General features: G+C 61.4%; 26 protein-coding genes. 19 read left to right on the top strand and 7 right to left on the bottom strand.

Annotated elements, in window-relative coordinates; translation table 11 throughout:
• Positions 1-3: 3 nt before the first annotated feature.
• Positions 4-594: an NUDIX domain-containing protein gene (locus tag FHT79_RS20225; RefSeq protein ID WP_097595078.1), complete on the bottom strand. Its 591-nt coding sequence runs from the start codon at positions 592-594 to the stop codon at positions 4-6.
• On the bottom strand, positions 591-2,795 hold the full coding sequence (locus FHT79_RS20220) for a molybdopterin oxidoreductase family protein (protein WP_097595077.1): 2,205 nt from the start codon (positions 2,793-2,795) through the stop codon (positions 591-593). Before FHT79_RS20220 ends, FHT79_RS20225 begins: the two co-directional genes overlap by 4 nt.
• Positions 2,796-2,811: 16 nt before the next feature.
• On the opposite strand from FHT79_RS20220, the gene FHT79_RS20215 reads away from it, so the two are divergent.
• Positions 2,812-3,684 carry a 23S rRNA (adenine(2030)-N(6))-methyltransferase RlmJ gene (locus FHT79_RS20215; RefSeq protein WP_047616356.1) on the top strand — a complete coding sequence of 291 codons (873 nt, stop codon included), beginning with the start codon at positions 2,812-2,814 and terminating at the stop codon, positions 3,682-3,684.
• Positions 3,685-3,837: 153 nt separating this feature from the next.
• The gene (locus FHT79_RS20210) at positions 3,838-4,434 is read left to right on the top strand and encodes a glutathione S-transferase (protein ID WP_047616355.1); all 597 of its coding nucleotides are present in this window, start codon (positions 3,838-3,840) and stop codon (positions 4,432-4,434) included.
• A gap of 98 nt (positions 4,435-4,532) precedes the next feature.
• Here the strand turns inward: FHT79_RS20210 and FHT79_RS20205 are convergent, their stop codons facing one another.
• The gene (locus FHT79_RS20205) at positions 4,533-5,168 is read right to left on the bottom strand and encodes an outer membrane protein (protein ID WP_025570209.1); all 636 of its coding nucleotides are present in this window, start codon (positions 5,166-5,168) and stop codon (positions 4,533-4,535) included.
• A gap of 365 nt (positions 5,169-5,533) precedes the next feature.
• Between FHT79_RS20205 and FHT79_RS20200 the strand changes: the two genes are divergently transcribed.
• From FHT79_RS20200 to FHT79_RS20180, 5 genes are all read left to right on the top strand, one after another.
• Complete coding sequence (locus FHT79_RS20200) at positions 5,534-6,301, top strand: SDR family oxidoreductase (RefSeq protein ID WP_097595076.1); 768 nt, start codon at positions 5,534-5,536, stop codon at positions 6,299-6,301.
• On the top strand, positions 6,298-8,340 hold the full coding sequence (gene uvrC / locus FHT79_RS20195; RefSeq protein WP_025570206.1) for an excinuclease ABC subunit UvrC: 2,043 nt from the start codon (positions 6,298-6,300) through the stop codon (positions 8,338-8,340). Before FHT79_RS20200 ends, uvrC begins: the two co-directional genes overlap by 4 nt.
• Before the next feature lie 215 nt (positions 8,341-8,555).
• Positions 8,556-9,146: a CDP-diacylglycerol--glycerol-3-phosphate 3-phosphatidyltransferase gene (gene pgsA, locus FHT79_RS20190; protein ID WP_003574129.1), complete on the top strand. Its 591-nt coding sequence runs from the start codon at positions 8,556-8,558 to the stop codon at positions 9,144-9,146.
• The gene (gene moaD, locus FHT79_RS20185) at positions 9,143-9,397 is read left to right on the top strand and encodes a molybdopterin converting factor subunit 1 (protein WP_029872939.1); all 255 of its coding nucleotides are present in this window, start codon (positions 9,143-9,145) and stop codon (positions 9,395-9,397) included. Before pgsA ends, moaD begins: the two co-directional genes overlap by 4 nt.
• Before the next feature lie 150 nt (positions 9,398-9,547).
• Complete coding sequence (locus tag FHT79_RS20180; protein ID WP_097595074.1) at positions 9,548-10,009, top strand: molybdenum cofactor biosynthesis protein MoaE; 462 nt, start codon at positions 9,548-9,550, stop codon at positions 10,007-10,009.
• On the opposite strand, the gene FHT79_RS20175 is transcribed toward FHT79_RS20180, so the two are convergent.
• Entirely contained in the window at positions 10,010-10,906 is an 897-nt protein-coding gene (locus FHT79_RS20175; protein ID WP_097595073.1) for a branched-chain amino acid ABC transporter permease, read from the bottom strand.
• A 65-nt stretch (positions 10,907-10,971) separates the two neighbouring features.
• Between FHT79_RS20175 and FHT79_RS20170 the strand changes: the two genes are divergently transcribed.
• Complete coding sequence (locus tag FHT79_RS20170) at positions 10,972-11,517, top strand: CGNR zinc finger domain-containing protein (RefSeq protein ID WP_097595072.1); 546 nt, start codon at positions 10,972-10,974, stop codon at positions 11,515-11,517.
• A complete protein-coding gene (locus FHT79_RS20165; protein WP_183903994.1) occupies positions 11,514-12,014 on the top strand; it encodes a hypothetical protein in 501 nt (166 codons plus the stop codon). The genes FHT79_RS20170 and FHT79_RS20165 overlap by 4 nt, the downstream gene beginning before the upstream one ends.
• Before the next feature lie 88 nt (positions 12,015-12,102).
• On the opposite strand, the gene ndk is transcribed toward FHT79_RS20165, so the two are convergent.
• Both ndk and FHT79_RS20155 read right to left on the bottom strand, forming a co-directional pair.
• Positions 12,103-12,525, bottom strand: coding sequence for a nucleoside-diphosphate kinase (gene ndk / locus FHT79_RS20160; RefSeq protein WP_004680549.1), 423 nt, complete (start codon positions 12,523-12,525; stop codon positions 12,103-12,105).
• 81 nt (positions 12,526-12,606) lie between these two features.
• Positions 12,607-13,296 carry a glutathione S-transferase family protein gene (locus FHT79_RS20155; RefSeq protein ID WP_097595070.1) on the bottom strand — a complete coding sequence of 230 codons (690 nt, stop codon included), beginning with the start codon at positions 13,294-13,296 and terminating at the stop codon, positions 12,607-12,609.
• Positions 13,297-13,435: 139 nt separating this feature from the next.
• On the opposite strand from FHT79_RS20155, the gene FHT79_RS20150 reads away from it, so the two are divergent.
• The 4 genes from FHT79_RS20150 to FHT79_RS20135 all read left to right on the top strand — a co-directional run bounded on the left by FHT79_RS20150 (position 13,436) and on the right by FHT79_RS20135 (position 18,148).
• On the top strand, positions 13,436-13,945 hold the full coding sequence (locus FHT79_RS20150) for a DinB family protein (protein ID WP_097595069.1): 510 nt from the start codon (positions 13,436-13,438) through the stop codon (positions 13,943-13,945).
• Between the two features lie 140 nt (positions 13,946-14,085).
• Positions 14,086-15,135 carry a GGDEF domain-containing protein gene (locus tag FHT79_RS20145; protein WP_097595068.1) on the top strand — a complete coding sequence of 350 codons (1,050 nt, stop codon included), beginning with the start codon at positions 14,086-14,088 and terminating at the stop codon, positions 15,133-15,135.
• 106 nt (positions 15,136-15,241) lie between these two features.
• A complete protein-coding gene (locus FHT79_RS20140; protein WP_183903993.1) occupies positions 15,242-17,125 on the top strand; it encodes an ABC-F family ATP-binding cassette domain-containing protein in 1,884 nt (627 codons plus the stop codon).
• A 177-nt stretch (positions 17,126-17,302) separates the two neighbouring features.
• Positions 17,303-18,148 carry a polysaccharide deacetylase family protein gene (locus FHT79_RS20135; protein WP_048338667.1) on the top strand — a complete coding sequence of 282 codons (846 nt, stop codon included), beginning with the start codon at positions 17,303-17,305 and terminating at the stop codon, positions 18,146-18,148.
• A gap of 13 nt (positions 18,149-18,161) precedes the next feature.
• Here FHT79_RS20135 and FHT79_RS20130 read toward each other — a convergent pair.
• Positions 18,162-18,913 (bottom strand): IS5 family transposase gene (locus FHT79_RS20130; RefSeq protein WP_097595066.1). Its coding sequence is split into 2 segments (ribosomal slippage): positions 18,162-18,583 and positions 18,583-18,913, totalling 753 coding nucleotides; the frame shifts between segments, so codons are not numbered across the junction.
• Between the two features lie 543 nt (positions 18,914-19,456).
• Here FHT79_RS20130 and FHT79_RS20125 point away from each other — a divergent pair.
• Genes FHT79_RS20125 through FHT79_RS20100 form a run of 6 tightly spaced genes read left to right on the top strand, consistent with a single transcriptional unit; the run spans position 19,457 to position 25,318 of the window.
• Positions 19,457-20,287 carry a transporter substrate-binding domain-containing protein gene (locus FHT79_RS20125; RefSeq protein ID WP_047616335.1) on the top strand — a complete coding sequence of 277 codons (831 nt, stop codon included), beginning with the start codon at positions 19,457-19,459 and terminating at the stop codon, positions 20,285-20,287.
• A 24-nt stretch (positions 20,288-20,311) separates the two neighbouring features.
• Positions 20,312-21,058, top strand: coding sequence for an amino acid ABC transporter permease (locus tag FHT79_RS20120; RefSeq protein WP_048338668.1), 747 nt, complete (start codon positions 20,312-20,314; stop codon positions 21,056-21,058).
• Positions 21,055-21,837 carry an amino acid ABC transporter permease gene (locus FHT79_RS20115; protein WP_047616332.1) on the top strand — a complete coding sequence of 261 codons (783 nt, stop codon included), beginning with the start codon at positions 21,055-21,057 and terminating at the stop codon, positions 21,835-21,837. The genes FHT79_RS20120 and FHT79_RS20115 overlap by 4 nt, the downstream gene beginning before the upstream one ends.
• Before the next feature lie 11 nt (positions 21,838-21,848).
• A complete protein-coding gene (locus FHT79_RS20110; protein ID WP_047621640.1) occupies positions 21,849-22,631 on the top strand; it encodes an amino acid ABC transporter ATP-binding protein in 783 nt (260 codons plus the stop codon).
• Between the two features lie 9 nt (positions 22,632-22,640).
• Positions 22,641-23,999, top strand: coding sequence for an MmgE/PrpD family protein (locus FHT79_RS20105; RefSeq protein WP_097595064.1), 1,359 nt, complete (start codon positions 22,641-22,643; stop codon positions 23,997-23,999).
• A 14-nt stretch (positions 24,000-24,013) separates the two neighbouring features.
• On the top strand, positions 24,014-25,318 hold the full coding sequence (locus FHT79_RS20100) for an LLM class flavin-dependent oxidoreductase (RefSeq protein WP_183903992.1): 1,305 nt from the start codon (positions 24,014-24,016) through the stop codon (positions 25,316-25,318).
• The last annotated feature ends 39 nt before the right edge of the window (positions 25,319-25,357 follow it).

The raw sequence follows: 25,357 nt of genomic DNA, 5'->3' as shown, positions 1-25,357 counted from the left end.
CCGCTAACGAAGTTTGCCCCTGTTCAAAAGCGCCCATTGCAAGAGCATGATCGTCTTGGCGTCGAAGATCTCGCCGGTTTCGATCATTGCCGCGGCGGCGTCGAGCGGGACTTCAAGGACCTCGATATCCTCGTGCTCTTCGTCCAGACCGCCGCCTTCCGCCACGCGGTCGGCGGTGTCGATGAGGGCTGCGAAGAAGTGGACGACCTCGGTGACGGCGCCCGGCGAGGTATAGGATTTGAACAGGAAGCGCGCGTCGCGCAGGCGATAACCGGTCTCCTCCATCGCCTCGCGACGGATCGCCGCCTCGGGATGATCATCATCGAGAAGGCCGGCCGGCACCTCGATTGTCCAGGCGGGATCGCCGTTGAGATGAACAGGGAGGCGAAACTGGCGGACGAGCACGACAAGGTCGCGCCTGGGATCATAAAGCAGGATGCAGGCGGCGGGCGTGCGGTGATAGACTTCCCGCTTCAACCGCTGGGTTGCGCCCTTGCGGTCGATATAATCGAGCAGGTAGCTGGCGAGCCGCGTCCACCCATTCGACAGAGTTTGCTCGCCGGCGATCTTCACGCGTGATGTCGGCTGCATCATGCTGCGTCCTTGCGAAGCCAGACCTTGTTGTCGTGCACGGCCGCCCCGCCATAGGGTGCGACGGGGTCGGCGCCGGTCAAGACATTGATGCCCTCGCCATCGACATGCGCCTTGTTCGGCCAAAGCCCCTCGGCGATCAGGACGCCGGATTTCACTTCGGTGGTGATGCGGGCGTGGATGCGCAGATCGCCGCGGCTATTGCCAATGCGAACGAGATCGCCATGGGCGATGCCATTGGCTTCGGCGTCGGCGGGATTGATCATCACCTCGGGGCGCCCTTCCTTTTGGCGAGAGGTCTTGGTCTCGGAGAAGCTCGAATTCAGGAAGTTGCGGGCGGGCGACGTGGCCAGCCGGAAAGGATGCTCGGGATCGGTGACTTCGATGACATCGACCTGATCAGGGAAGGCCGGAAGCTCGGCATGCGGCCCGAGCACCCCGATAGCGGCCGGCGGCTTGTTCGGCGCCGGCTGATTGATCCAGTCCGGGCGAAAGTGGAACTTGCCATCCGGATGGGCAAAGCCGTTCAGATAATGCGCCTCCTCGAAGGCGGGCTGGCGATCGAACCATTTGTGTTCGAGGAAATGCTCATAATCCGGCAGGCCGCTCGATTCGAGAATGCGGTCGACCATCTCGCGGGCGGTGAAGCCGAAGCCGGGACGATCGGCGACGCCGAGGCGTTTGGCCAGTTCCTCGATGACAAAGAGATTGGTGCGCACAGTCGGCGGCGGCTCGACCAGCTTCGGCCCCAGCAGGATATGGTTCTGGCCGCCGGCCCGGTAGATATCGTCATGCTCGACGAACATCGTCGCCGGAATGACGATATCGGCGATCTCAGCCGTTTCGGTCATGAACTGCTCGTGGACGGCGACGAAGAGGTCGTTGCGGGCAAAGCCGCGTCTGACGAGGCGCTGCTCGGGGGCGATGTTGGCGGGATTGGTGTTCTGGATCAGCATCGCCGTCACCGGGCCGCGATGACGGAGCGCCACCGCATCACCGGTCAGCACCCGGCCGATCTGCGACTGGTCGAGCATGCGGATATCGGCATCCCTCATCGACCGGCCGGTCAGTTCGGCGCTGTTCATGCGGAAAATATCGCTGTTCGAATGGAAGGCGCCGCCGCCTTCATATTGCCAGGAGCCGAGAACGGTGGCGATCGAGGCGGCCGCATGCATGGCGACCGCGCCGTTGCGCTGGCGGGTGAAGCCATAGCCCAGGCGGAAGAAGGTCTTCTTCGTGGTGCCGACGAGGCTGGCGAAGGCTTCGATTTCCTCGACCGAAAGACCGGTGATGGCGGCGGCCCATTGCGGCGTCCTGGTTTTCAGATGCGCTTCGAGACCCTCGGGATCGTCGGCATACCGCGCCATATAATCACGGTCGGCATGGCCGTCGCGGAAGGCGATGTGCATGACAGCGCAGGCGAGTGCTGCATCGGTACCCGGCCTGACGATCAACGCCATGTCGGCCTGCTTCATCGTCGGATTGTCGTAAATGTCGATGACGACGATCTTGGCGCCGCGCTCCTTGCGCGACTTGATGGCGTGGGTCATCACATTGACCTGCGTCGAGACCGCGTTGGTGCCCCAGATGACGACGCAATCGGTGCGGCCCATCTCGCGCGGATCGGGACCACGCAGCGTGCCGGTCGCCATGGTGAAGCCGGTCCAGGCGGGGTTGGTGCAGATCGAGGAGAAGAAGCCGGAGTAACGCTTGGCATGACGCAGACGATCGATCGAATCGCGCTGCACCCAGCCCATGGTGCCAGCGTAGAAATAGGGCCAGATCGCCTCGCTGCCGTCCCTCGCCTCGGCCTTCACAAAGGCTTCGGCGATTTCATCCAGCGCATCGTCCCAGGAAATCTGCTGCCACTGCCCTGCCCCCTTGGCGCCGGCGCGGCGCAAGGGATACATCAGGCGGTCGGGATGGTAGAGCCGCTCGGCATAACGGGCGACCTTGGCGCAGATGACGCCCGACGTGTAGGAATGGTCATTGGCGCCGCGCACGCGGCCGATGCGGCCATCCTCTGATATATCGACCTCCAGCGCGCAGGTGGAGGGACAGTCATGCGGACAGGCGGTGTGACCCACCCTGTTGTCCGGCTTTTCTGATTTGGCGTGGATGGGGGTCGCAATGTTCATGGCATTTGTATATTCCAAGGCCTGCACGGCCAAAAGCCACAAAAGCTCGCCATGACGCGAATTCATACGGACATCAGCGAAAATGAACTACCGCCATATCTACCACGCGGGCAACTTTGCCGATGTGCTGAAACATGCCGTGCTGGCGCGGCTGATCCGCTACATGCAGAAGAAGGATGGGGCGTTCCGCGTGCTCGACACGCATGCCGGCATCGGCCTCTACGACCTCTCCTCCGAGGAAACGCAGAAAACCGGCGAATGGCTCGAGGGCATCGGCAAGCTGATGGAGGCCGAGCTCGGACCTCAGGTTTCCGAACTGCTCGAGCCCTACCTCTGGGCAATCCGCGAACTCAACCCAGAGGGCGGCATCCGCTTCTATCCTGGATCGCCGAAACTTGCGCGCATGCTGTTCCGCCCGCAGGACCGGCTGTCGGCCATGGAACTGCACCCGGAGGACTTTATCAGGCTGCATCGGCTGTTCGAGGGCGATCACCATGCCCGCATCACCGAGCTCGACGGTTGGCTGGCGCTCGGCGCGCATCTGCCGCCGAAGGAGAAGCGCGGCATCGTGCTCGTCGATCCGCCCTTCGAGGAAGAGGATGAATATCAGCGTCTGGCCGAAGGGTTGGAAAAGGCCTACCGGCGTTTTCCCGGCGGCACCTATTGCCTGTGGTATCCACTGAAGAAGGGCGCGCCGATCAAGGAATTCCACGAGAGGCTGCAGGCGCTCGACATCCCGAAAATGCTCTGCGCCGAACTCGTGGTTCGCAGCGACCGCGGCACTACCGGATTGACGGGCTCAGGCCTCGTCATCGTCAACCCGCCCTTCACGCTGAAGGACGAGCTGCACCAATTGCTGCCCGCATTGAAGGACCATCTGGCGCAGGACCGTTTTGCCTCGCACCGCGCCTTCTGGCTGCGCGGCGAGAACAAGGCCATAAAGGACGATAGCTAACTACAGCACCGCGCGTCTTTTCAGACGCGCAAAGACGCCGTAGCACTTTGAATTTGCGCATAATCCTTTCCGAAAATCGATTTCGATTTTCGGGGTTATGCGCTAGCTTCGCGGATAGTCCGCGCCGCAATCCACAATCTCATCAGGTGTCCCATGAAGCTCCTTTGTTCGCCCGCCTCGCCCTATTCCAACAAGGTGCGGATGGCCGCGCATTTTCTGGAGCTGGAGTTGAACGCCATCCGGGTCGACACCAATACCGGACCGGCGATCCTGGTGGATAACAATCCGCTCGGCAAGATTCCGACGCTTCTGACCGATGACGGGCTCTCGATCTATGACAGCGTGGCGATCATGCATTATTTCGACCGGCTGACGAAGGGTGGGCTCTACCCCTCCAAGAAGGGCAAGCGCACGGATGCGGAAATCCTCGAGGCGCTCTGCGACGGCATCTGCGACTGCCTGCTGGCGATCGTCTATGAGCGGCGCTTCCGCGACGAGGAAAAAGTTCACCAGCCGTGGATCGACCGGCAATGGAAGAAGGCGACGAGCGGGCTCGCGCATCTGAGCGCCAATCCGCCGAAGCTCGGCAAGAAGCTCAGCGGCGGGCATTTCGCGCTGGCCGCGACGCTCGATTATCTTGAACTGCGCTTCAAGGACCAGTGGGAGGCCGATCATGCGCCGCTCACCGACTGGCTGCGGCAGTTCGGCAAGAAATTCCCTGCCCATAACGAGCTCAAGTCCCAGGGCTGAGTGTGCTCAAGCGCACGGCTGAACGACCGGACCAACAAGCGGACAGCAAAAAGCCGGGCGATGAGCCCGGCTTTTCATTCTTGAACGGTTTGTCCGGCTTAGAACTTGACGCCGATACCGAGCTTGACGCTGTTCTCGTCGTAACCGCGCGAGAAGCTGCCGGAGTCGAGGTCGTAGTCCTTGCTCTGGTAGTCGGTGTAACGATATTCCAGGCGCGTCGTGATGTTGTTGGTCACGAAGGCTTCGACGCCGGCGCCGACCGTATAGCCGAAGTTCGTCTTGCTTTCGTCCGAGGTGTCGTCGGAAACCTTGACGTCGCCGATCGCCAGACCGGCCGTGCCGTAGAGCAGGAAGGGGTTCATGTCGTAGCCGACGCGGCCACGGACGGAGCCGTTCCAGCCATACTTGTTCTTGACGCCGCCCGAGGAGACGTCGTCGCCGCTGTAGCCGAGGTCGGATTCAACGCCGTAGACGATCTGGCCCGCCTGCCAGTTGTAGCCGGTGAAGACCTGGCCGCCGAAACCATAGGTGTGGCGGTCGGAACCGAAGTCACCCATGTTGTAGGTGCCGGCGCCGCCGAGGTAGAAGCCTTCCCAGTTTCCTGCCGGCTTGACCGGAGCGTCCTGGGCAACCGGCGCTTCCGGAACCTGGTCGACGGCATCGGCCGCCTGAGCTGCCGAGACGCCCGCAATTGCAAAAACGGAGGCCATGAGGCCAGCAATGAGTACACGCATACTTAGTCTCCTTTCAGTCCCGCGCCGCTTGTCATCTGTCTATCAGTGAAGCATTGGCGGGATATTGCCAGATGTCCCTTCCGGATCGAGACTGAAATTGGAACTCAAATGCGGATTTGAAAGAGCCAAATTGTGATATCATTGTGGCAGCCGCATGGCTGAAATTCGATGTTGCTTTGACGCAACATACACTTCATTAACCCTACCGAAGAGTTAAACTTAAAATACTTATTTTAGTAAATCGCATTCTTAAATAATACATAGAATATCTCGCTCGGGGACGCAACCGCAACGGCCTATTTATATAATCTCCGCCGGCCCCTATATAGTCTGCAGGCAGACTCGCGGGATCAGAAAGCAAGATTTTGAACGACGAAAGACTTCGCACGGCCCTTATAACAGGGTCAGCTAAGAGAATAGGACGGGCAATCGCCGAAGACCTTGCTGCAAATGGCTTTTCCGTCGCGATCCACGCGAACGGCTCCATTGGTGAAGCCGAAGAGCTGGTGGCGGAATTGCGGCGGAAGGGATATCGGGCAGCCGCCTTGCAGGCCGACCTGAGCGATATCGGCGAAACCGGCGCGTTGGTCGCGAAGGCGTCGGAAGCACTCGGGCCGCTCGATCTGCTCGTCAACAATGCGTCGGTCTTCCAGCATGATTCAGCGCGTAGTTTCAATGCCGCCACCTGGGCATTGCACTTCGACCTGCATGTACGTGCGCCCTCTATCCTTGCGGCGGCCTTCGCGCAGCAGATGCCCGCTGCGGCAGCGGGGCTGATCGTCAATATCATCGACCAGCGGGTTTGGGCGCTGAGGCCCAGCTTCTATTCCTATACCCTCTCCAAATCCGCTCTGTGGACGGCGACGCAGACGCTTGCACAGGCATTGGCGCCACGCATCCGCGTCAATGCCATCGGCCCCGGCCCCTCGATGCCGAGCGAGCGGCAGGCGATGGAGGACTTCCAAGCGCAGATCTCTGCCCTTATCTTGCAGCGAGGGCCGGCGCTGAAGGAATTCGGACAAACGATTCGCTTCCTTTACGACACGCCCTCGATCACCGGCCAGATGATTGCCCTCGACGGCGGCCAGCACCTCGCCTGGCAGACGCCCGATGTGGCGGAGATTACGGAATGAACGGACGAAAGCTGCCGGATGGCGGCGTTCTCTACGACGAGACGGATGAGAGCGAAGACGATATCGAGGTGGAAGGCGATGTTTCCGCCGCCGCCCCGCTTGCCGCAGCCGTCGACTGGAACGCCGGCAGCCTCAATGAAACCGGGCTCATCGGCGCGGAACTGATCGGTGAATTCGTCAAGCGGCTGCCGAACAGCCCGGGCGTCTACCGCATGTTCAATGCCGAGGGCGACGTACTTTATGTCGGCAAGGCGCGCAGTCTGAAGAAGCGCGTCGGCAATTACGCCGTCGGCCGCGTGCATTCCAACCGCATCGCCCAGATGGTACGCCAGACGGCGAACATGGAATTCGTGACGACGCGCACGGAAACCGAAGCGCTGCTTCTGGAAGCGAATCTGATCAAACGCTTGCGGCCGCGCTTTAACGTATTGCTGCGCGACGACAAGTCCTTCCCCTACATCCTCATCACCGGCGACCACCGGGCGCCTGCGATTTTCAAGCATCGCGGTGCGAGAGCGCGAAAGGGCGACTATTTCGGACCTTTCGCTTCAGCCGGCGCTGTCGGGCGGACGATCAATTCGCTGCAGCGCGCCTTCCTGATTCGCACCTGCACCGACAGCGTCTTCGAAACGCGGACGCGACCCTGCCTGCTCTACCAGATCAAGCGCTGTTCCGGGCCCTGCACGCATGAGGTCAGCGACGAGGGTTATGGCGAACTGGTGCAGGAGGCGAAGGACTTCCTGTCCGGCAAGAGCCAGAAGGTGAAGTCGCATATGGCCGAGGCCATGAACCAGGCGGCCGAGGACCTCGATTTCGAGCGGGCGGCGATCTATCGTGATCGCCTGGCGGCACTTTCGCATGTGCAGAGCCACCAGGGCATCAATCCGGCCGGCGTCGAAGAGGCTGATGTTTTCGCCATCCACCATGAGGGCGGCGTTTCCTGCATCCAGGTGTTCTTCTTCCGCACCGGACAGAACTGGGGCAATCGCGCCTATTTCCCGAAGGCCGATCCGCAGCTTTCGAGCGCCGAAGTGCTGAACTCCTTCATGGCGCAGTTCTACGACGACAAGCCGGTGCCGAAGCAGATCATGCTGTCGGAAACGGTCGAAGAGTTGGAGCTGCTCGCTGCCGCACTCAGCGAAAAGGCCGGCCACAAGGTTTCCATCCTCGTGCCGCAGCGCGGCGAGAAGCGCGATCTGGTCGATCATGTCGTCGGCAATGCACGCGAGGCGCATGGGAGAAAGCTCGCCGAAACGGCGTCGCAGTCGCGGCTGCTCGAGGGTTTCAAGGAAACGTTCGGGCTTTCCTATGCGCCGCAGCGCATCGAGATTTACGACAACTCGCATATCATGGGCACCAATGCCGTCGGCGGCATGGTGGTCGCGGGGCCGGAAGGCTTCGTCAAGAACCAGTACCGCAAGTTCAACATCAAATCGACCGACATCACGCCCGGAGACGACTTCGGCATGATGAAGGAGGTGATGACACGGCGTTTCTCGCGGCTGATCAAGGAGGAAGGCATTCCAGACCGGACGGTGCAGGCGGCCACACCCGACGCCGCCGACATGCCCTTCCCCACCTGGCCCGATGTGATCCTGATCGACGGCGGCCAGGGGCAGATGACGGCGGTGCGCGCCATCCTTGCCGAACTCGGCATCACCGACAGCGTCACGGCGATCGGCATCGCCAAGGGCGTCGACCGCGACGCCGGGCGCGAACGTTTCTTTCCGCCGGGGCGCGAGAGCTTCACGCTGCCGCCGCGCGATCCGGTGCTCTACTTCATCCAGCGCCTGCGCGACGAAGCGCATCGTTTCGCGATCGGCTCACACCGGGCGCGGCGTAAGAAGGAAATGATCAAGAACCCGCTCGACGAGATCGGCGGCATCGGCCCATCGCGCAAACGGGCGCTGCTCCAGCATTTCGGGACGGCGAAGGCGGTTTCGCGCGCCGCCCTGTCCGACCTGATGGCGGTGGAAGGCATATCCGAAGCGGTCGCCAAGCAGGTCTATAATCATTTCCACGACGACGCCGCGAAATAACCGGCCTCCGTCGCAAATTCCACGCAAAGGCGGTGAAAAGACAGAAAGAATGTTGACGGTCCGCGGCCAAAGCCGTCATCTACCGCATCGGCCCGAAAATCGGACTCGATTTTCGGAAAGCACGATGCGCAGGTTCAAAATGTTACAGCGTCCTTTGCGCGCCTCAGAAAGACGCGCGGCGCTGTAACGGCGCATCAATTCAGAGAAACGATCCCATGGCATCGCGTGCGTACAGCATTCCCAATCTTCTGACCTACGGCCGCATCCTCGCCGTGCCGCTGATCGTTCTCTGCTTCTTCATCGAGGGCAGGCTGTCGATCAGCAACACGGCGCGCTGGGTGGCGCTATGGATCTTCGTCATCGCCTCGCTCACCGATTTCCTCGACGGCTATCTCGCACGCATCTGGAACCAGACGTCGAATATCGGCCGCATGCTCGATCCGATCGCCGACAAGCTGCTGGTCGCCTCGATCCTGCTGCTGGTCGCGGCCGACCAGACGATTGCCGGCTGGTCGATCTGGGCGGCGATCACCATTCTTTGCCGCGAGATCCTGGTGTCGGGACTGCGCGAATATCTGGCGGCGCTGAAGGTCAGCGTACCGGTGACACGGATCGCCAAATGGAAGACGACGCTGCAGCTCGTCGCCATCGCCTTCCTGCTCGCCGGCCCGGCCGGTGACGAGATCTTCCCCTATACGACGCAGACCGGCATTGCGCTGCTGTGGATCGCCGCATTGCTGACCATCTATACCGGCTATGATTATTTCCGCGCCGGGCTGAAACATATCGTGGATGACGAGGAATGACGCGGCTTGTCTATTTCGCATGGGTGCGCGAGCGCATCGGCAAGGGCGAGGAGGAGATCGACCTCCCCTCCTCCGTCGTCACCGTCGCCGATCTTCTGAATCATTTGAAGACGCTCGGCGAAGAATATGAGACCGCACTTCAATATCCCGAGGTGATCCGCGTGGCGCTCGACATGGAGCATGTCGAGCATGACGAGCCGATATCAGGGGCGAAAGAGATCGGTATATTTCCGCCGATGACGGGGGGATGAAGCGGTGATGGTGGTGCCGTGTCGCTACCCCCCTCTGTCCTGCCGGACATCTCCCCCACAGGGAGGGAGATTGGCTGGAAGCACGGATTACCTCAAACAATCAAGCTTTCAGCCCCGCGAAATCACACCAAAGCAGCGGAGGAATTCGCTGTGACTGTCATCCCCACCATCCGCGTCCAACACGAAGACTTCGACCTGCAGGCCGAGGTCGATCGCCTTTCCAAGGGCAAAGCCGGCATCGGCGCCGTCGTCACGTTTTCGGGCCTCTGTCGCGATGAAGGCGGCACGCTGGCTGCCCTCGAACTCGAACATTATCCCGGCATGGCGGAAGCGGAAATGCGGCGCATTGGCGATCTTGCCATAACGCGTTTCGGACTTCTCGGCCTGACCGCCATCCACCGCTACGGCAAGATCGCGGCCGGCGAGAATATCGTGCTGGTCGTCGCAGCCGCACCGCACCGGCAGGCGGCGTTCGACGGCGCCAGTTTCGTCATGGATTTCCTGAAGACCGCAGCCCCCTTCTGGAAGAAGGAACATGGCAAGGATGGCGCTACGGGCAACTGGGTCGCGGCGAAAGACGCCGACGATACGGCGCGCGACAAGTGGAAATGATCAGAGGACGACGCGCTCCCTGCGGCTCATGACCAGGAGCAGGACGAGCAGCGAGAAGATGACGAGATCCCGCCAGACGAAGGGGCCGTAGGCGCCCCACAAGGTTTCGACGACGGCAAGCCCGGCGGCGCCACCCGCCGAGCGCAGCGGATCGGAGTAGCCGCCGACGGCAGCGATCAGCAGCACCTTCAGCCCGAACATCAGGCCGGCGCCAAAATCCATCGAGCCGTAATAGAAGGTGGCGAGGATGCCGCAGAGGGTGGCGACGAGGGCCGCGGCCGCATAGGCGACGAGAAAGACGCGATCGGCGCTGGTGCCGCAGAGTTCGGCGGCCAAGGGATCGTCGGTGACGGCGCGCCAGACGCGGCCCCAAGCCGTGCGCCTGAGGATCAGCGCACCCACCGCGACGATGGCGCACATCAGCGCGCTGTCGATCAACTGGATATAGGTGAGCGTCACCTTGAACAGGCCGTCGCTCCAGAAGACGACCGTGTCGTTCAGGAACGGCGGCAGCCAGATGCCGTGGCTATTGGCGGCAAGCCGGGCTGTCTCCATCAGCACGATCATCATGCCGAGGGCGGCGACGATGACCGTATTCGGCGATTTGCTGACCAGCGGCAGCATGATCGAGCGGCCGATCCAGAGGCCCGCCGCCAGCGAATAGACGATGGAAGCGCCGGCGCCGATGGCAAGAGCCGCCGGCAGCACCAGCCAGAACCTGACATAGGCGAGTTCGGTGAAGAGCAGCAGAATCTGGCCGGCGAAGGCAAAGATCGCCCCATAGGTGATGTCGGCCCGCTTCGTCACGCCGAAGGCCACGGCATAACCGAAGGCGAGCGCGGCATAGAGGGCAGCGAGCGGAACCGCATTCGCCAGCTGCTGCAGAAGATAGGCCATTCCAGACACTCCGCGTCCGCAAAATTATAACTGGTAAAACCTATTTTGCCAGTTATAATTTCAATATGAGCTTTTCCTGGACCCCTCACCGCTTTGCCGGCGGCGCACTGGCGCTCGATGTCGCCAACAGCGTCATTCTGCGCCACGATGCTGCGCGGCGGATCGATCGCTTCGCAGTCAGCGATCAGATGCGGAGTTTTCCGCGCGCGGCCGCCGAATTCTGCGCCGAACGCGCCCTCTTCGGCGACATCGCGCCGGTGGCGGCGGAAAACGAGGCGGATTTCATCGCGCTGCGGGAAGAGATCGACCTCTATTTCCGCAAGCGTATACTCGATGGCGGCAACGACCAACTGCTGGCCGGACTGTTGGAAGCCTTGGCCAAGACATTGCGCGACCCAAGCCCCGGCAGCCTGGCCTCGGCTACTGCCCATTCGGTGCTACGGCTGATCGCCATGCCGGATCCGGAGCGGATGAAGATCTGCGGAAATTGCGGCTGGCTGTTCATCGATCGCAGCAAGAACCGGAGTCGGGCCTGGTGCGACATGGCGGTCTGCGGCAACCGCGCCAAGGCCAATCGGCACTATCGCCGCAAGAAGGAGGAGACGCCATGAGGAATTATTGGATCGTGATGGCGGTCACTGTCGGGCTGCTGTCCGCCTGCCAGCGCCAGGCGGAAAACCTGGTCGAGGTCACCGGCCATCTCTTCGTCTTCAACTATCGGGTGGCGAGCGCCACCTACCTGCTGACGCTGAAGAAGACAGGACCCATTCCCGACGGTTCGGTGATCATCGCCGAATTCGAAAATCCTCAAGGTGGCGATCCGCTGGTACTGAATCAGAAGATCTACCCGATCGACGACAAGATCGCGCTGCAGAGCGAGAACCTGCACTGCGTGCGCAAGGACCGCCCCTATTCCGTGAGTGTCCGGCTGGTCGACAAGGACGGCAAGGTGCTGCAGGAATTGAAAACGCAGTTCCGTTCCGACCTCGACCAGACAGTGCTGCCGAGCAAACCGCTCGTTATCGGCGCGCTTTATGAAAAGAACCCTGAGGTCTTCAAGCCTGACGGCAGCGTCGATTTCTCCAATACCGACAAATGCCCGGCATAGAAACAAGGGCACATAGAAAAAGCCGGAGCAGAGCCCCGGCTTTCAAGAGTCAATTCAAGGTGTTCGGCACGAATGCCGACGTAAGGCCTCAGCCGACGATTTCGGTGTCGGAGAACCAGTACTTGATTTCCTGGGCGGCCGTTTCCGGAGCATCCGAGCCGTGAACGGAGTTTTCGCCGATCGACAGGGCGTGAACCTTGCGGATCGTGCCTTCGTCAGCGTTTGCCGGGTTGGTCGCGCCCATGATCTCGCGGTTCTTGAGGATCGCGCCTTCGCCTTCCAGCACCTGGACAACGGTCGGGCCGGAGGTCATGCCTTCGACCAGTTCGCCGAAGAAGGGACGGTCCTTGTGAACGGCGTAGAAGCCTTCGGCTTCGCGACGGCTCATCCAGACGCGCTTGGAAGCGACGACGCGCAGACCGGCATCTTCGAGCATCTTGGTGATGGCGCCCGTCAGGTTGCGCTTGGTTGCATCCGGCTTGATCATCGAGAAGGTGCGTTCAATCGCCATAGTCAAATCCTCTGTTTTCTCGGGAAAAGTGGGCGGTCTTTACCCGCCCCAACGCCCGAAAACAAGGGGTCGGCGGCAATTTCACGCCGCTGTCACAGTCCTGCCGCGGCTTTGGTGAAGATCGAGGCAGCGTTCGAACCAGCCCATGACCGGATCGGCGGCGGCCAGCATGGCGAGACCGGCGGAGACACGCAGCCATTGCAGCGCGCCGAAGACGATATAGTCGGCAAACAGCGGCGTCTGCCCGCCGATGAAGGGCTGGAACTTCAGCATGTGGCGGAGCGGCTCCAGCTTGGCGCCGAAGGAAGCCTTCTCCGCTTCGCCATCGGCGGCAACCACTTCCAGCGGCTTGCCCAGCCTGACCTCACGGCTTTCGCGGAAATAGGCCTTGTCGCCCTCGTCGAGGTTCGCGTGGATATCGAGAAGGGCAATGCGCATGATCGCCGGATGGATGATCATCTGCGAATAGCCTTCGACCATGCGCGACAGCGCCTTGCCGCCCTCGCCGCCAAACAGCGACGGCCGCTCGGGATAGGCCTCCTCCAGATAGAGGGCGATGTCGAAACTGTCGGGGATCAGCCGGCCGTTGTCGTCGAGCACCGGCACGGTCGGCGACACGCCGCCGCCGATCGCGCGGATGCGGGCGTAGGTCGTCGGAATCTCCTCGAAATCGAGCCTCTTATGGGCGAGCGCCATCACCGCCTTCCAGCAATGGGGCGAAAAGAAGCGCCGTTCGTCGGCACCGCAGAGGGAATAGAGGGCTCTGGTCATGACAGTCCTTTCGAGATCACGGCTGCATCCATTCCACGACAGAAAGCACCGGCGATCAAATCAGGAAATTTCATGGGCATATCACTGCGATTTCGGGGAAACCGGGCTAGACTGCAGCGACCAATCCGGGAGGGAGTGAATGCTCAGACATTACAGGATGTTCGCCGCCTATAATCGCTGGGCCAACACGCAAGTCTACGCGGCCGCGGCCGAACTCAGCGATGCAGACTTCCGCAGCAATCGCGGCGCGTTCTTCGGCTCGCTGCATCGCACGCTCAATCATCTGCTCGTCGCCGATCGGATTTGGATGAAGCGCTTCACCGGCGCCGGCGAAGCGCCGACGACACTCGATGCCGTGCTGTTCGAGGATCTGGATGCGCTGGTCGCCGCCCGCAGGGCAGAGGATGAGCGGATCATTGCCTGGACGGGCATGCTGGACGAGAAAACCCTCGCCGGCGACTTCACTTATGTCACGGTGGTACAGCCGGTCGAGATTACCCAAGCTCTGTCGGCAGCGCTCGCGCATTTCTTCAACCACCAGACCCATCATCGTGGCCAGTGCCACATGACGCTGACGGCGCTTGGCAAGCCGAGCCTCATGCTGGATCTCATCTACTTCCTGCGCAACGAGGGCCGTGAGTGGATGTGAGGCGTTCGCCATCAAGACGGTATTAACCGACTTTGCCAGTTCCGCCGCGAATCCGGACTTCCAGTTGAATATTCAGCTTCTCTTAAAAGCTTGCGGGTATAGCGGAAGTTAAGAAAAGAGCTTGGCCGCGAGGGAACATCATGCAGAACGCAAGCGCAAAAACACTGGTGCCGCGCGAAGCTGCTCGCGTGGCCCCCATGGCGGACATTCAGAAGATCGCCCAGCATATGGCGCGCCTGAACGTTGCCGCCCTGCCGCGCAACTACGAACTCTTCCATGAGGCGATCATCGGACTCAATCCGGGCCTTGCGCAGGATATCGCAGCGCTCGGACCGCATCCGCAACAGCCCATGCTCGATGAACTCGGCCTGAAATACCGGCTCATCGGCCATTGCGGATTGGCGGGCGAAACATCACGGAACGAGGCGAGCCGGATGCTGCGCGAGGCGGCGGAACGGCTTGCCGAAGGGCTGAAGCACAAGAACGCCTTTGCGCGCGCCTGCGGGACGATTCTGAAATCCATTTCCAGTAACGACGACCGGAGCCTTGCCGCCTTCCTCAGCGAGGTGGATTATCTGACTGCCTCGCTTGCAACCGTTCTTTCAGCCGAAATGGAAATCGGCGCGAAGCTGCAGGACGACATCAAGGCGCTAGAAACACTGGAGCGCGGCATCTCTGCCATGCAATCGGCTGCGATTACCGACAAGCTCACCGGACTGCCGAACCGCGTAGCACTCAACCGGACGATATCCGATCTTTATGAGCGCGAAGAGGGTGCCGCCGGCAGCGCGCTGATCATGGTCGATATCGACAATTTCTCTGATCTCAACGGCAAATACGGCACGCACGCCGGCAACAAACTCCTGAAGAAGTTCGCCGGGCTCTTTCGCAAATGTATCAAGAAGAACGATTTCGTCGCCCGCACCGAGGCCGACGAATTCGCCCTCCTGTTTTCCAATGTCGGCATGCAGGATGCGATTGCTATCGCCGACCGCCTGCGCGCCTCCGTGGAGGACAATCTCGTCTTCGCGACATCCGACAAGGCCGACCCCGGCCGGCTCACCGTCTCAATCGGCGTGGCGCTCAGTGCTGACGCGGCAACACCGGGACAGTTGCAGGCCAACGCCCGTGTGGCGCTTCTTGCCGCGCAGTCGAATCCTCGCCAGCCGGTGCAAGCTTTCGGGCGCTGAGCGGACAAGCCTCTTGCGGCGGCCAAGCAGGCTTGTCGGCGCCAAGCGAGCTTGGCGCGGTAAAGCGCTCTTGCCTTGACGAGCGCTTTCAGCCAAAACCCCGGCCATGATCACGCTCACTGACATTTCCGCCCGCATTGCCGGGCGCCTGCTTCTCGACAATGCCAGCATTTCGTTGCCTTCGGGCACGAAGGCGGGGCTCGTCGGGCGCAATGGCGCCGGCAAGTCCACGCTGTTTCGCGTCATCACCGGCGATCTCGGCTCGGAGACAGGATCGGTGTCGATCCCGAAGGCCGCACGCATCGGCCAGGTGGCGCAGGAAGCGCCGGCGACCGAAGACACGCTGATCGAAATCGTGCTTGCCGCCGACAAGGAACGCACGGCCCTCGTGACCGAGGCGGAGACGGCGACCGATCCGCACCGCATCGCCGAAATCCAGATGCGTCTCGTCGATATCGACGCGCATTCGGCCGAGGCGCGCGCGGCGAGCATTCTTGCCGGCCTCGGTTTCGACCAGGCGGCGCAGGCCCGCCCCGCCTCCTCCTTCTCCGGCGGCTGGCGCATGCGCGTCGCCCTTGCCGCCGTGCTGTTTTCCGAGCCGGATCTGCTGCTGCTCGACGAGCCGACCAACTATCTCGACCTCGAAGGCACGCTGTGGCTGGAAGATTATGTCCGCCGCTATCCGCACACCGTCGTCATCATCAGCCACGATCGCGACCTCCTGAACAATGCGGTCAATGCGATCGTCCATCTCGACCAGAAGAAGCTGACCTTCTATCGCGGCGGCTACGACCAGTTCGAGCGGCAGAAGGCCGAAGCCGACGAGCTGCAGACCAAGGCCAAGGCCAAGAACGACGCCGCGCGCAAACATCTGCAGAGCTTCATCGATCGCTTCAAGGCCAAGGCCTCCAAGGCCCGCCAGGCGCAGTCACGCGTCAAGGCGCTCGAGCGCATGGGAACGGTTGCCGCGGTAATTGAGGATCATGTCCAGCCGATCACCTTTCCCGAACCGGAAAAGCAGCCGGCCTCGCCGATCGTCGCGATCCAGAGCGGCGCCGTCGGCTACGAGCCCGGCAATCCAATCCTGAAGAACCTCAATCTGCGCATCGACAATGACGATCGCATCGCCCTGCTCGGCTCGAACGGCAACGGCAAATCGACCTTCGCCAAATTCATCTCAGGAAGACTTGCACCCGAGAGCGGCGAAGTGAAGCTGGCGCCGAGCCTGAAGATCGGCTTCTTCGCGCAGCACCAGCTCGACGACCTCATTCCCGAGCAGTCGCCGGTGGAACATGTGCGCCGGCTGATGCCCGGTGCGCCTGAGGCCAAGGTGCGCGCCCGCGTCGCCCAGATGGGGCTTGCGACCGAGAAGATGGCGACAGCCGCCAAGGATCTTTCCGGTGGCGAAAAAGCCCGGTTGCTGATGGGGCTTGCCGCTTTCCATGCGCCCAATCTGCTGATCCTCGACGAGCCGACCAACCACCTCGACATCGACAGCCGCCGCGCGCTGATCGAGGCGCTGAACGATTACGAAGGCGCCGTCATCCTGATCTCGCACGATCGCCATCTGATCGAGGCGACGGTCGACCGGCTGTGGCTGGTCAACGGCGGTACAGTGACGGCCTTCGAAGGCGATATGGACGAGTATCGCGACCTCATCGTCACTTCCGGTAAAAAAAAAGAAGAAAAGCCGCAGCTAGCTGAAGAGGCGACGTCGAAGGCCGACCAACGCAAGCTCAATGCCGAACGTCGCGCCTCGCTGACGCCACTCAAGAAAAAGATCAACGAAATCGAATCCTTGACGGCGAAGCTGGAGAAACAGATTCAGGCGCTTGACGCGGAACTTGCAGATCCGGCCCTTTATGAAAAGACACCGGCCAAGGCCGCCGAGAAGGCAAAACAGCGCGGCGAAGCGGCAGCAAAACTGGCTGCCGCCGAGGAAGACTGGCTGATGCTTTCGGCCGAATACGAAGAAGCGATGGCGGGATAGCCACAGGCCTTAGAACAGGATGCCGTCCGAAAACGCGCACACTTTTCGGCATCATGCTCTGGCGAAAGCGTGGCGAAGTGCCGCGCATCGGCACAATTCCCGCCTGCATCAACCGATCGTTAACCATAATTCGAAAGGTTGTCTCAACATTCGTTACCGATTTGTTGAGCCCTTTCCATGTATCGTTTTTTTGTTCTGTCCTGCATGGCCCTCACGGCCACCCTTTCTGCCTGCAGCACCACCAGACAATCCGCGCCGGACACATCGATCAAGACCTCCTCGGTGATCGCACCCGAGGAGCGGAAGCTTGCCTATACCGGCGACGATGCGCCGCCGCGCATGACCGGCTGGCACCATCTGGCCGGGCGGACGCTGGAGGTTTCCTCGCTCGCCGATCTCAAGCTGCAGGACAAAGAAGTGATCCTGAGTTTCGACGACGGTCCGATCCCTGGCCGGACGGACAAGGTGCTGGCGATCCTCGACCAGTTCGGTGTCAAGGGCGCCTTCATGATGGTCGGCGAAATGGCCGAGATGCATCCGGCGCTCGCCCGCAAGGTCGCCGAGGACGGCAACACGATCGGCAGTCACACCTATGACCACGCCAATTTGAGTTCGCTGGATTTCGACGCGGCGATGGCCGAGGTGATCAAGGGCGAATTGGCGGTGACCAAGGCGACGGGGACGGATGTCTCCTTCTTCCGCTTCCCCTATCTGGCTGAGAGCCACAGGCTGCGCGCCGCGATCGCCCTGCGCGACATGGTGGTGATGGATGTCGACATCGACAGCAAGGACTATTTCAACACGACGCCGGTCTCCGTGACGCAGCGGACGATGGACCTGCTGCACAAGCGCGGCCGCGGCATCATCCTGATGCATGACATCCACAAACGCACGGCGACAATGCTACCAACCTTGCTTTCGGAACTCGAAACCGAAGGCTACAAGGTCGTGACGCTGAAATTCAAGAAGACGCCGATGCCGAACAACGTCCTTGCCTCGGCCGATTTCGTGACGATCCGCTAGGCTCCAGACTCAATCAGGTCCACCAAATGATGAGAGCTGCAATGTAGCAAGATGCAGCGAAGTTGATCATGAGCTTGTCGTATCGCGTTGCGATGCGTCTCCAGTCCTTCAGTCGGCAGAAGGTGCGTTCGATAATATTTCTGCGCTTGTAGGCGACTGGGTTGAAAGGCTGCCTGTGCTTTCGAGTCGGGTTGTTGGGAATGACTGGCTCGGTGCCGCGCGTGATGAGGAAATCGCGTAACGTGTCGCTGTCGTAAGCGGTGTCTGCGGCACACAGGCGGCTGGCCGGCAAGGGCGTGAGCAGTGGAACGGCAACGGGTGCGTCGCCGCGCTGCCCAGGCGTTATTCGCAGCGCAATTGGACGGCCGCAACCATCGACAACAGCATGGATTTTTGTCGATCTGCCGCCTTGCGAGCGGCCGATTGCCTCGGCATCCGCCCCCCTTTTCCGCCGGCGGCCGACCGGTGGGCTTTGGCGGTGGTGCTGTCGATCATATGAAGATCCCGATCGGTTGTTTGCACCAGGGCTTCAAACAGCCGCCGCCATATTCCTTTGGCAGACCAGCGATGGAAGCGATTGTAGACGGTTGTTGAAGGCCCGTAGCAGGCTGGACAATCCTGCCATCGGCAACCTGATCGCAGGACATGGATGATCCCGCTGATCACCCGGCGGTCATCAGTTCGATGAGCGCCGGGTTGGTTTGCCGGAAGCAGAGGGGCGATCACTGCCCACTGCTGATCATCAAGCCAGAATTCGCTAGCCATCATCAAACTCCCATCGTCGACGCAGTGAATCACATGGATTCAATTCGATCAATGGTTTGATTGGGTTTGGAGCCTAAGGCGGGTTGCACAGTCGGGATTAGCCGCAAGACGGCAGGAGTTCGGCCGAGCAAAATCCGTTTTTTGATGCCATTACCGGGCGGGAAGGTTGCCGATCAGCAACCCTCTCGTGCACAAGATTTTTCAACGAACGCGCCTATTTCAGAAAATAAAATCTACAAAATCCATCACAATGATGATTTTCTCTGAGACAGAACGTTCCTTCTCTCTCATCGGTTCCCTATGCCTTTCAAAGCCGTCCAGTTGCCGATTCGCGCAGGAAAGCGATGCGGTCAGCGTCCTTTTCTATCAGCGCGGAGAAGCATGGCCAATATTGCGCGGGAAGCCGACGTCCATCTCATCACCAGCCTTTCGGCCTCACCTCGAAGTGGCGCACATCCACGCCATAGCAGTCGAGCCAAAGAGCGCTGCAATTGCTCGAAGACCTGAACCGGTCCCTCCACCTTCCCAAGACGGAGCTCAAACATGTCACGCAAATTTCTCCCGAAGGCGCTCCTCGCCATGTCGATTGCCTTGCTGGCGGCAACGCAGGCATCGGCGGATGCCACGCTCGACCGCATCAAAGCCCGCGGCACCCTTACCGTTGGCGTCATCCTCTCGGGGGCGCCCTTCGGCTATATCGATCCGACATCGCAAACGCAGAAGGGATACAATCTCGATATTGCAAAAGCGCTCGCGGACGATCTTGGCGTCAAGCTGGAAACAGTCACCGTCACGCCCCCGAACCGGGTGCAATTTCTCCAGCAGGGCAAGGTCGATATCCTGATTGCGAACATGCAATATACCGAGGACCGCGCTAAAGTTCTTGATTGGGTGGCGACGCCGTATGATCGCAGCGGCGGTGCTGCCGTCGGACGCAAGGACAGCGGCCTGAAGGACTGGGCAGATCTCAAGGGAAAGCCGGTCTGCGTTTCGCAAGGGTCGAACTTCACGCAGCCGCTCATCGAACAATACGGCGCCGAGGTAAAGGGCTTGCCGAGCCAGCCGGAATCGCTGCTGGCGCTGCAGGGCGGCAATTGTGTCGCCGCCGTCCATGTCGGCGCAACCGTCGGCCTTCTGCTGGAGGACCGGCCCGAGGAGTGGAAGGACTACACTATTCTCTTCCCGACCGAACTGCTCCCTTCCGACTCGGTGATCTGGGTGCGAAAAGGCGAAAAGGAGACGGCCGAGGCACTCGATAAGTCGATCCGGCAGCTCCATACGTCAGGAAAGCTCCTGGAATTTGCGAAGGCAAACCGGCTCCGCAATACCGACTATCTCGAACAAGAGCGCAAGACCCTGTCGGCTGGCAAGTAAGACAGGTTACACTGGCGGATCGACATGCAGGACACCAGCATGACCAGCCTGTTCGTCAACCTGACGAACAGGCTTGGCCTTAACTACGAGTTCCTGGCGACGGGGTACGAGGCGCAGATATGGCGTGATGGTTTCATCACCACGCTCTATCTGATTGCCCTCTTGATCCCCGTCAGCCTGATTGCCGGGCTGCTGTTTGCCGCCTGCCTGACATCCGGCAAGCCCTGGCTATCGACGCCGGTCCGCGCTTTCGTGGAAATCACCCGAAACACGCCGACGCTGGTACAGTTGATGTTCAGCTTCCTCGTTCTCAATACATTCGTATCGAACCTGGTCGGCGGGACGCAGAACAATCCGCTGACACCCTTCTTTTGGGTGGTGGCGGTGGTCGGACTGCACATCGCCGCCTTGCATGCCGAGGCGATCCGCGCAGGTATCGAGGCGGTGCCGTCGGCCACGGTGGAAGCGGCGCGCGGCATCGGCTTCAGCGCGCTGCAGATCCTGCGTTACGTCGAAGTTCCCCTGGCATTGAGGGCATCGCTGCCCGCGATCGTCAACAATCTCATCAATCTCGTGAAGTTGACGACGGTGGGCAATGCGATTGCAGTCAGCGAGATTACCTATGCCTCGATCATGGTCTGGACGCAGCGCGACAACGTGGTGTCACTGATGATCGTCATTCTGCTGTTCTTCAGCATCATCAACCTTGCCGTTGCCCGCATCGGCCTGTGGGTGGAGCGCAAGCTCGCCATTCCGGGGTATGGCCTATGACGACTGCGGTACTTTCCGAGCAGCGCAGGAATGGTCGCCTGCTGCGCAATATCGGCTTTACGGCACTCCCGCTTGTTATCGTCCTCTGGTCGCTGACCGACCTGACGCTGGGGCGCGAACTGGTGACGTGGCTTCCCTATCTCGGCTCGGGCTTCATGATGAACGTCATCATCAGCCTGTGCGCGATGACGCTTGGAACGACCGTCGGAGCCGTGTTCGGCATACTGGAACTGGTTCCCTTCAAGCTGGTGCGCTACCCCATTGTCGCTTATGTGCAAGTCTTCCGCAATGCCCCGCATCTCGTGCTGATCTTCGCGACGACTTACATCTTTCCCTTCGAAATCGTGGTGGCCGGCAACTATCTGCCCTTCCCGGATTGGCTGAAGGCGGTGATCGGCCTTGCCATACCGGCCAGCGCCTATGTGGCCGAGATCACCCGCGGCGCCGTCCTTTCGATCCCGACCACGCAATGGGAAGCGGCAAAGGGGCTCGGTTTTTCGCGCGGCCAGGCCTTGCGCTGGATCATCCTGCCGCAATGCCTGCGGCGCTCGCTGCCGCCATGGATGAACATATTGGCCTCCATTACCATGGGCACGTCGCTCGCCTCGCTGGTTGGCGTGCACGAACTATTGCATGCCGCAACCGATGCCAGCACATCCGTGCGCCGCCTCGATTTCACGATCATCGCCTATATCGTGGTGATGGCCGCCTTCTTCACGCTTTGCTACCCGATCGCCCGCCTGACCAGACGCCTCGAGCGGCGTTTCAAGACGGCCTGAGGATTTGAATGATGAACGCAAAAACCGACGAAACGATCGTGCGACTGGAAGACGTGCACCTGTCCTTCGGCCAGACGGAGGTGCTGAAGGGCATAGACCTCACCGTCAACAAGGGCAATGCGGTTTCCATTATCGGCCCGTCCGGTTCGGGAAAGTCGACGATCCTGCGCTGCATCAACGCATTGGTGGCGCCGCAGCGCGGCCGCATCACGGTCGACGGTACCCGCGTCGATCAACTGGCCAAGGAGAGCGAACGCATCGCTCTGCGCAAGCGTATCGGCATCGTCTTCCAGCAGTACAATCTCTTTCCCCACCTGAGCGTGCTGGACAATATCGTGCTGGCCCCGACCCGCATCCTCGGCGTCGAGCGGCGCGAAGCGGAAAAACTCGCACGCGAACTGCTCGACAAGGTCAGGCTTTCGGAAAAAGCCGGTGCCTATCCCGGCCAGCTTTCCGGTGGTCAGCAGCAGCGCGTCGCGATCGCCCGCGCGCTGGCGATGAAGCCGGAACTGGTGCTGTTCGACGAAGTCACCTCGGCGCTTGACCCCGAGACGGTGGGCGAAGTGCTGTGGGTGATCCGCGACCTCATCCGCGACGGCATGACCAGCATCCTCGTGACCCACGAAATGCGGTTCGCCGAGGAGATCAGCGACATCGTCGTCTTCACCGAGAACGGGCGCATCGTCGACCAAGGCTCGCCTGAACAGATTTTCCATACCTTCGACAATCCCCGTATCCGCCAATTCGTCGGCGGTCTCGCCGGAGGGCGCGGGCCAGTGCGCGAAGGCATCTAGGATTTTTTCATGACGAGCACATTCGCGCCCCTGACTTCGGCATTCGCCCAGGCGATCATCTCCTCGGATCCATCGAAAGATCCCCTGGCATTGGACGCGGCGCGCACGGCGATCATCGATTTTCTCGCCTGTGCGATCGCAGGCGCCGGCGACCGCACGACCGGCATTCTGGCAGATACCGTCGGCGCCAACCTGCCGGGCGAAGCGATCCTGCTCGGCAGCTCGCGCCGAACCGATCCGCTGGTCGCGGCGCTCGTCAACGGTCATGCCGGCCATGTGCTCGATTATGACGACGTGCATGCAAGCGTGCGCGGCCATCCGACGACCGTGATCATCCCGGCCCTGCTGGCGTTCGCCGCCGAGCGCGAGTTTTCCGCAGATGCGCTGATCGCCTCCTATGTCGTCGGGCTCGAAGCCATGGCGCGGCTGGGTTTGTCACTCGGCTCGAAGCACTACGAGAACGGTTTCCATGCCACGGCGACGCTCGGGACGATCGGCGCGGCGGCGGCAATCGCCCATCTAACCCGCGCCTCCATCGACGAGACCGCCGTCGCGCTGGGCCTTGCGGCAACGCAATCGTCCGGCCTGCGGCTGCAGTTCGGCACGGACGCCAAACCTTTCCACGCCGGCATGGCGGCGCGATCCGGGCTCCTGTCGGCGAGGATGGCCGCGGCGGGTTTCGGCGGCGCGCCGGATTTCCTCGACAATCCGGTCGGCTTCCATTCGGTCTATGCCTTCGGCGCGGAACGCCCGTCCGCCGTGACCGAGAACTGGGGTTCGCCATGGCAGATCGTGACGCCCGGGCTGACGCTGAAGGCCTATCCCTGCTGCACCGCCAGCCATCCGGTCGCGTCTCTCGGCATCGGCCTCAACCGGGAAGGCCTGGAGGCTGATGCGATCGAGCATATCACCTTCACCTACCCGCCCGGCGCCGATGCCGCCCTGGTGGTGAGCAAGCCCGGCAATGGGATCGAGGCGCGCTTCAGTCCCGAATACGTGTTCGCCGCCGCCCTCATCGACGGGGCTCTGCGGCTCGACCATTTCGACGAGCGGCCTGTCTTGCCGCGCCTGATGGACCTTGCCCGGCGCGCCGGCCGCCGCCACGACGAGACTGCGCCCCGCATGTCGAGCGATCCACGCACCCGCTTCGTGATCGTCGATATCGTGCTTCGCGACGGCAGCGCGATACAGCGCCGCTTCGACGGCCTGCCGGGGCTGAGCGATCCGGCCGAAAAATTTCGCGACGCAACTGCGCGCAATCCCGCCTTCGCGGATGTCCCGTCGCTCGTCCGGACAATGAGCAGCACGGCCGACCTTCGCCAACTTCTGGCGCTGCTCAACCAGGATGCCGCCCAAAATCCAGAATGACGAAGGATATTGTCATGACTCGCAAAAGAGAAATCCACCTGGGCCTGTTTCTGCAAGGGGCGGGCCACCACGTATCCGGCTGGCGTCATCCTCACGCCGAGGCGGGAAGCGAGAATTTCGACTTGCTGAGACGCGTGTCCCAGATCGCCGAAGCAGCGAAATTCGACATGGTCTTTCTGGCCGACGGATTGACCAGCGGCATCGATGCTCATCCCTCGACGATCGCGCGTTTCGAGCCTCTGACGCTGCTTTCGGCGCTCGCCGTGGTGACAGACAAGATCGGCCTCGCGGCAACCGCATCCACGACCTATGGCGAGCCCTATCACACTGCCCGCGCCTTCGCCTCGATCGACCACCTGAGCCACGGCCGGGCCGCCTGGAACGTGGTCACGACATCCTATGCCCGCACGGCGAACAATTTCTCCAAGGCGCACCCGGAGCACGATGAGCGTTACGCCGTGGCCGAGGAATTCGTCGACGTCGTGCGCGGACTGTGGGACAGCTGGGATGACGACGCCTTCGTCAAGGACGAGCAGAGCGGCGTCTATGCCGACCCTGCCAAGCTCCATGTGCTCGATCACAAGGGCAAGTATTTCTCAGTCAAGGGGCCGCTGAACATTCCGCGCGCACCGCAGGGCCATCCGATCCTGATCCAGGCCGGCTCATCCGGCCCCGGCCAGGATCTTGCCGCCCGCACCGCCGACGTGGTGTTCACCGCGCAGCAGAGCCTCGAAGAGGCGCAGGCCTTCTACAAGAGCGTCAAGGAGCGCGTCGCGCGCCTCGGACGTCAGCCGGACGAGGTCGCCATCATGCCGGGCTTCCTGCCGGTGATTGGCCGCACCGCCAGGGAAGCCGCGGACAAACTTGCAGAACTCGACAAGTGGACTGACATCAAAAGCGCCATGCCGCTTCTGGAAGAACGCATCGGCCACAGCCTTGCCGATTACGATGTCGATGGCCCTCTGCCGGACCTTCCGATCTCCGACCAGTTGCGCAGCCGTGCCGAATTGCTGACCGCGCTTGCAAGGCGCGAGAACCTGACCATCCGTCAGTTGGCGCTGCGCGTTGCCGCCGGCCGCGGCCACCATATCGTGCTTGGCACGCCGGTCGAGATCGCCGACCGGATGCAGCAATGGTTTGAAAGCCGCGCCGCCGACGGCTTCAACGTCATGCCGCCGTTTCTTCTCGAAGGGCTCGAAGACTTCACGCAGATGGTCGTGCCGATCCTGCAGGAACGCGGCCTGTTCCGCACCCAATATGATGGTTCGACACTGCGCGAGCATCTCGGCCTTGCGCGGCCGGCACTAATTTCGCCCTAACTGTGCGAAATATTGGCTAGACATACGACGTCAACGGAA

Source organism: Rhizobium sp. BK212 (assembly GCF_014197475.1).
Classification (GTDB): domain Bacteria; phylum Pseudomonadota; class Alphaproteobacteria; order Rhizobiales; family Rhizobiaceae; genus Rhizobium; species Rhizobium anhuiense.
The sequence above is the reverse complement of the archived record's forward strand: the minus strand, read 5'-3'. Positions and strand labels throughout refer to the sequence as shown.

Excerpts from the sequence above, each read along its gene's own strand:
- FHT79_RS20165 (WP_183903994.1), top strand. The coding sequence starts at position 11,514 with ATGAGGAATTATTGGATCGTGATGGCGGTCACTGTCGGGCTGCTGTCC.
- uvrC (WP_025570206.1), top strand. The coding sequence starts at position 6,298 with ATGAACGGACGAAAGCTGCCGGATGGCGGCGTTCTCTACGACGAGACG.
- FHT79_RS20140 (WP_183903993.1), top strand. The coding sequence starts at position 15,242 with ATGATCACGCTCACTGACATTTCCGCCCGCATTGCCGGGCGCCTGCTT.
- FHT79_RS20135 (WP_048338667.1), top strand. The coding sequence starts at position 17,303 with ATGTATCGTTTTTTTGTTCTGTCCTGCATGGCCCTCACGGCCACCCTT.
- FHT79_RS20170 (WP_097595072.1), top strand. The coding sequence starts at position 10,972 with ATGAGCTTTTCCTGGACCCCTCACCGCTTTGCCGGCGGCGCACTGGCG.
- FHT79_RS20155 (WP_097595070.1), bottom strand. The coding sequence starts at position 13,296 with ATGACCAGAGCCCTCTATTCCCTCTGCGGTGCCGACGAACGGCGCTTC.
- pgsA (WP_003574129.1), top strand. The coding sequence starts at position 8,556 with ATGGCATCGCGTGCGTACAGCATTCCCAATCTTCTGACCTACGGCCGC.
- FHT79_RS20145 (WP_097595068.1), top strand. The coding sequence starts at position 14,086 with ATGCAGAACGCAAGCGCAAAAACACTGGTGCCGCGCGAAGCTGCTCGC.
- FHT79_RS20105 (WP_097595064.1), top strand. The coding sequence starts at position 22,641 with ATGACGAGCACATTCGCGCCCCTGACTTCGGCATTCGCCCAGGCGATC.
- FHT79_RS20210 (WP_047616355.1), top strand. The coding sequence starts at position 3,838 with ATGAAGCTCCTTTGTTCGCCCGCCTCGCCCTATTCCAACAAGGTGCGG.
- moaD (WP_029872939.1), top strand. The coding sequence starts at position 9,143 with ATGACGCGGCTTGTCTATTTCGCATGGGTGCGCGAGCGCATCGGCAAG.
- FHT79_RS20100 (WP_183903992.1), top strand. The coding sequence starts at position 24,014 with ATGACTCGCAAAAGAGAAATCCACCTGGGCCTGTTTCTGCAAGGGGCG.
- FHT79_RS20120 (WP_048338668.1), top strand. The coding sequence starts at position 20,312 with ATGCAGGACACCAGCATGACCAGCCTGTTCGTCAACCTGACGAACAGG.
- ndk (WP_004680549.1), bottom strand. The coding sequence starts at position 12,525 with ATGGCGATTGAACGCACCTTCTCGATGATCAAGCCGGATGCAACCAAG.
- FHT79_RS20220 (WP_097595077.1), bottom strand. The coding sequence starts at position 2,795 with ATGAATTCGCGTCATGGCGAGCTTTTGTGGCTTTTGGCCGTGCAGGCC.
- FHT79_RS20150 (WP_097595069.1), top strand. The coding sequence starts at position 13,436 with ATGCTCAGACATTACAGGATGTTCGCCGCCTATAATCGCTGGGCCAAC.
- FHT79_RS20215 (WP_047616356.1), top strand. The coding sequence starts at position 2,812 with ATGAACTACCGCCATATCTACCACGCGGGCAACTTTGCCGATGTGCTG.
- FHT79_RS20110 (WP_047621640.1), top strand. The coding sequence starts at position 21,849 with ATGAACGCAAAAACCGACGAAACGATCGTGCGACTGGAAGACGTGCAC.
- FHT79_RS20115 (WP_047616332.1), top strand. The coding sequence starts at position 21,055 with ATGACGACTGCGGTACTTTCCGAGCAGCGCAGGAATGGTCGCCTGCTG.
- FHT79_RS20175 (WP_097595073.1), bottom strand. The coding sequence starts at position 10,906 with ATGGCCTATCTTCTGCAGCAGCTGGCGAATGCGGTTCCGCTCGCTGCC.
- FHT79_RS20125 (WP_047616335.1), top strand. The coding sequence starts at position 19,457 with ATGTCACGCAAATTTCTCCCGAAGGCGCTCCTCGCCATGTCGATTGCC.
- FHT79_RS20225 (WP_097595078.1), bottom strand. The coding sequence starts at position 594 with ATGATGCAGCCGACATCACGCGTGAAGATCGCCGGCGAGCAAACTCTG.
- FHT79_RS20205 (WP_025570209.1), bottom strand. The coding sequence starts at position 5,168 with ATGCGTGTACTCATTGCTGGCCTCATGGCCTCCGTTTTTGCAATTGCG.